Source organism: Coprococcus sp. AF99-45 (assembly GCF_027663865.1).
Lineage (GTDB): Bacteria > Bacillota > Clostridia > Lachnospirales > Lachnospiraceae > Allocoprococcus > Allocoprococcus comes.
The window spans coordinates 1-3,960 of the sequence record NZ_JAQDGZ010000008.1 but is presented as its reverse complement, the minus strand read 5'-3'; the positions used below and the strand labels follow the sequence as shown (position 1 = coordinate 3,960).

Below are 3,960 nucleotides of genomic sequence, written 5' to 3'. Positions count from 1 at the left end.
GATACACCGGAAAATCCAGAGACACCGGAAAAACCAGAAACTCCAGAAAAGCCGGATACACCGGAAAATCCAGAGACACCGGAAAAACCAGGCACTCCGGAAAATCCGGATAGCCCGGATTCCGGCAAATCCGATTCCAAAGATCCGATTCAGAAACCGGATACTGATAAGGCAGATTCTTCCGAAGACCGGAAAGATACAAAGACCGACCCAATTCCGGGAAGTGAGATCGACCATACACAGGAGATCAGCAAAGCAGAAGAAGCAGCCGGTCAGAACGAATCAAAAACTGCAGTCAGTAATTCTGAACTGATCAACCGTCAGCAGATTGTGAAGCAGCCAGAGATGGTAGAGGATTTCCGTTTCTGGACTGTGGCAAGAAAATATGCATTTGCCAGAACAGCGATCAATGTACGGGAGGAAATTCCGGAAGCTGCAGATGGCAGGGCAGATACTTCCGAGGAAGCCAAAGAAGCAGAGCTTGAAGCGGCAAAAAAAGATGCAAAAGAGCTGAGAGCCGGATTTGATATAGAGAATCAAAAATACAACACGAAAAAAGTGAAACGTACAAAAACGGCAAAAGGTGTAAAAAAATCTACACAGATCAAACTGACCGGACTCAACATTTTTTCATCAGCGAAATTAAAAACAGAGGCGCCGAATCAGACCAATCTGAAAGCTGGAAAAAGAGCTGAAGCAGCAAGACAGGCTGAGAAGGATCTGCAGAAGCAGAAAGAAGAACAGGCGGCAAAAGTGACTGCTGACCTGGCAGCACAGCAGATGGAAGAAAAGGTCCGCTCGGTCGGAACGATTTCGCAGGACGGGCTTCTTTATATTTTGAAAGAAGAAGACAATGGCTGGTTGTATGTGGAATCCGGTAATGTCAGGGGATTTGTAAAGGCGTCTGAAATTTATACGGAAGATGCGGCACAGGAACTTCTGGATGTCTATCAGACACAGGCCAGGTTAAAAGCTTCCAAAGAAAACAAAGACTATACCGGAATCGAGGGAACCGCAAAGACGGCACAGGCACTGGTAGAGGCTAAAGATAATCAGGCATATACCTATCTCCGTGCGACGGTGAACCAGACGGTTGCAGATAAAGAACCGGCACTGGTAAGCGAACAGGTAGATACTGATAAAAAAGGAATCCTGGATATTCAGGAGGAGAAGAATGCGGATTCCAGAGTTGTCGGAACAATGACAGCAGGAGAGCTCTGCTACATTCTTGCAGATGAAGATTCAGACTGGGTTTATGTAGAATCCGGAGATGTCAGAGGCTTTGCGGAAAAGAAGTATTTGAAATCAGACGCTGAAACCAAAGCACAGGTGACAGAAAGAGGAGCTGATGCCTATTCAATGGCAGAGGAAAACATGGATCCGGAAGATAATAAAGCTCTTTACTATACGCTGACTTCTACAAAAGAAGGAACGCCGAGTGGTGAAATCCGCCAGTCAATGATTGAATATGCATCCCAGTTTGTCGGTAATCCTTATGTGTGGGGCGGAACCAGTCTGACAAACGGAGCAGACTGTTCCGGATTTGTACAGCAGATTTACAAGGCTTACGGATATGATCTTCCGCGTGTTGCCGAGGATCAGAGCCAGTATGGAACCAAGATTCCAGTAGAAGACGCACAGCCTGGAGACCTGATCTTCTATGCAAAGAACGGTTATGTATATCATGTTGTGATGTATGCCGGAGATGGAAAGACGATCGAAGCTGCAAATGAAGATGTTGGAATTATTTACGGAACTGTTTACGACAAAGATGCAGTATGGGCGACCCGGATTCTGGACGATAATTATACCGTCGCAGGTGGAGGAATCGGCGAGGTCAATGCAACGCAGGAGATGTACGGAACGGATCTTGGCAATTTTACGATTACATATTACTGTGCATGTGAAATCTGCTGTAACAAAGCAGACGGGATCACAGCAACCGGAACCCCAGTCATTGAGGGACAGACCATTGCGGTGGATCCGAGTGTAATCCCTTACGGAACAAAAGTCATCATCGGCGGACATGTATTTACTGCTGAAGACTGTGGTGGTGCGATCAAGAAAAACCACATTGATGTCTATGTAAACAGCCATGAAGAAGCACTTGCTCTCGGCGTGACGAATGCAGAAGTATATCTGGTTAAATAAAAATTAAGCGAAGGATAATTTGTTCTTTCGGAGTTTATCTAAAGCCATAAAAACAGGAAAATGGGGCTGTGAAATAAGTCCCTAAAAGAAATAGGACCATTCGTTCATGCGAAAGGTCCTATTTTTGTGGTAAAATTAACTTGCGATGAAAACTTTACACAATAATTATTGTAATTCAAAACAAGGATATTTACCACTGTTTCTTTCAGATTGTTTGGATCTGCTGGATCCTGTTTTAACATTTGACAGATTGATGGGAGGAATCGATTTAAACAAGTATCTGACGGATATTCCGGAGTACACAACCGGACGACTCAGATATAATCCAGTCAACATGTTAAAAACAGTACTTTTCGGATTTATGACTAGCGGCTACTGCTCTCTGAGAGAACTGGAAGACAACTGCAAAGTTAATATCAGGTTCATGTATCTCATGGATCATCAGACTCCGTCATACAGAACCTTTGGATATTTCATCAATGAAATACTTCAAGATAAGATTGAAAACATTTTTAACGACATCAATCATGCTATCTTTAACGATGAGCATGTAGATCTGCAACATCTCTACATCGACGGCTCCAAGTTTGAAGCAAACGCAAACAAGTATACCTGGGTATGGAAGAAGGCTACCGAAAAGTTCCGTTACAAGCTTTACGAAAAAATCACTGCGGAGATTGAGGAGATTAATGCAGAAATCGCATGGAGCGGGGTGCAGATCACAACAAATCCGGAGTATGTACCGGATTATCTGAATGAAATCGTTGAGCAGCTAGTACTTTTATGGGAACTGGATACAAGTACATTTGTTTACGGAAGTGGAAAGCGAAAATCCAAAGAACAGCGTCATTATGAACACTTGACTACTTTCTGTCAGAAACTTCAAGAATACATACAAAAAATTGAAATCTGTGGTCCTAATCGAAACAGTTACTCTAAAACAGATAACTCAGCTACCTTTATGCGTATCAAAACGGATTACATGGGCAATGATCAGCTTCTGCCAGCATATAATGTACAGATTGGTGTAGCAGATGAATATATTGCAGTTGTTGACGTGAACCATTATCGTTCGGATATGGATTGTTTCGTTCCTTTGATGGAGCACTTCAAACAAACTTATGGATTCTATCCCAAATATCCTGTGGCAGATGCTGGATATGGCTCATACAACAATTATATTTTCTGTGAACAGAACGGAATTGAAAAGTATATGAAATTTCCAATGTTTAAAAAGGAAACTAAGGATCAGAAATATCATGAAGATCCATTTCGTGCAGTTAACTTCAGAATTGATGAGCAAGGTGTCATGAGATGTCCTAACGATAAAGCATTCCATTTTTTATACAGAAAAAATGTGAGGGGAAATCAATACGGACGTAAGGAAGAATTGTATGAATGCGAAGACTGTAGTGGATGTCCATATGCAGAGAAATGTAAGAAGACAGATAAGAATCGAACCGTTCGGATCAATCAGGAATTAACTTCCATGCATCAGGAAGTAATCGAAAACCTAGAAAGTATCCACGGTGCGTTATTACGAATGAACCGTTCGATACAAGCAGAAGGCACTTTCGGAATTATGAAAAACGACCGTTGGTACAAGAGAATTGTCCGAAGAGGTATTCATTCAGTCAAACTGGAAGTTTTACTCGTGGCGATAGGCCACAATCTATATAAATATCAGAAAAAAAAGATGAGAAACAGAACTGCCGCATAGATTCAAAAAAAGAATTTCTATGGGGTAGGGGAAGTGTGCTTTCTTTGCGCATGATTTCAGTCATTTATACACAACAGGTACAAAAAGGG

At 42.2% G+C, this 3,960-nt stretch carries 2 protein-coding genes; both read left to right on the top strand.

Annotated elements, in window-relative coordinates:
- On the top strand, positions 1–2,151 hold a 2,151-nt coding region (locus PGR14_RS07855), incomplete at its 5' end, for a C40 family peptidase (protein WP_270223211.1).
- Positions 2,152–2,296: 145 nt separating this feature from the next.
- Positions 2,297–3,871, top strand: coding sequence for an IS1182 family transposase (locus tag PGR14_RS07850; RefSeq protein WP_055261627.1), 1,575 nt, complete (start codon positions 2,297–2,299; stop codon positions 3,869–3,871).
- The last annotated feature ends 89 nt before the right edge of the window (positions 3,872–3,960 follow it).

Excerpts from the sequence above, each read along its gene's own strand:
- PGR14_RS07850 (WP_055261627.1), top strand. The coding sequence starts at position 2,297 with ATGAAAACTTTACACAATAATTATTGTAATTCAAAACAAGGATATTTA.